The sequence below is a fragment of the Mesorhizobium kowhaii genome (assembly GCF_042431665.1).
Lineage (GTDB): Bacteria > Pseudomonadota > Alphaproteobacteria > Rhizobiales > Rhizobiaceae > Mesorhizobium > Mesorhizobium kowhaii.
In genome coordinates, this window is sequence record NZ_JBHLYT010000161.1 from 1 (window position 1) to 638 (window position 638).

Consider the following 638-nt stretch of genomic DNA (forward strand, 5'->3'; position numbering starts at 1 on the left):
TGGTGCATGGTATCGGGCCTGGCGTTCGAGCGGCAATCTGGAACCTGGGCGGCAGGGCAAGCCGAAGGTATCGAAGCTGGACGCGCACGAGACTTTCATTCTCGCCTTGGTCGAGACCGATGAGCGGGACATCACGCTTGCCGAGATCGTCGATCGCCTTGCGGCAGAGCGCGGGGTCAAAGCCAGCCTGACGACGGTCCATGCGTTCTTCGCAAAGCGTGGCATCACGTACAAAAAAAGACAGCGCACGCGGCCGAACAGCAGCGACCGGATGTTTTGGCAGCGCGGGAAGAGTGGTTCGAAGGCCAACTCGATCTCGATCCGAGCCGCCTGATCTTCATCGACGAAAGTGGCCTCAATACCAAGATGGCCCGGCTACGAGGCCGCTCTGCGCGTGGACAGCGTTGCCGGGCGGCTGTTCCTCATGGGCACTGGAAATCCACGACCTTCACGGCCGGCCTGCGCCTCGACGGGATCGTCGCGCCCTGGCTCCTGGACGGCGCCATGGATGGCGAAGCATTCCTGGTCTACTTGCGCCGCGTCCTCGTGCCGACGCTTCAACCCGACGATGTCGTCGTGATGGACAACCTGCCTGCTCATAAAGTGGTCGGTGTCCGCGAAATCATCGAGGCTGCGGG

Annotated in this window: 1 pseudogene; it reads left to right on the top strand. The window is 62.5% G+C overall.

The annotated features are described in order from the left end of the window. A pseudogene (locus ACFFNA_RS36780) lies at positions 1-638 on the top strand (IS630 family transposase); the annotation flags it as partial.